The 250-nt window shown below is 49.6% G+C and carries 2 rRNA genes; both read left to right on the top strand.

Features of this window, described 5'->3' with window-relative positions:
- A 23S ribosomal RNA gene (locus M3636_RS29370) occupies positions 1-112 on the top strand; the annotation flags it as partial.
- Positions 113-189: 77 nt separating this feature from the next.
- Positions 190-250: ribosomal RNA gene (gene rrf, locus M3636_RS30025) — 5S ribosomal RNA — on the top strand; the annotation flags it as partial.

Raw genomic sequence — 250 nt, 5'->3', positions numbered from 1 at the left:
GAGATTTCCCAGTCTGTAAGACCCCTTGAAGACGACGAGGTAGATAGGCTGGGGGTGGAAGTGCAGTAATTCATTGAGCTGACCAGTACTAATCGGTCTAGGGCTTATCCAATTAGCACGTTCTAAATCGCAGACTTTCGTTTCGAATCTAGTTTTCAGAGAACAACACTCTGAGATGTAAGCTACGCGTTTGGTGGCGATGGCGGAGGGGTTCCACACGTACCCATCCCGAACACGACCGTTAAGCCCT

Source organism: Paenibacillus sp. MER 99-2 (assembly GCF_023714095.1).
Classification (GTDB): domain Bacteria; phylum Bacillota; class Bacilli; order Paenibacillales; family Paenibacillaceae; genus Paenibacillus.
Note: the sequence above shows the minus strand (reverse complement) of the source record. Positions and strands in the feature narration are given on the sequence as shown.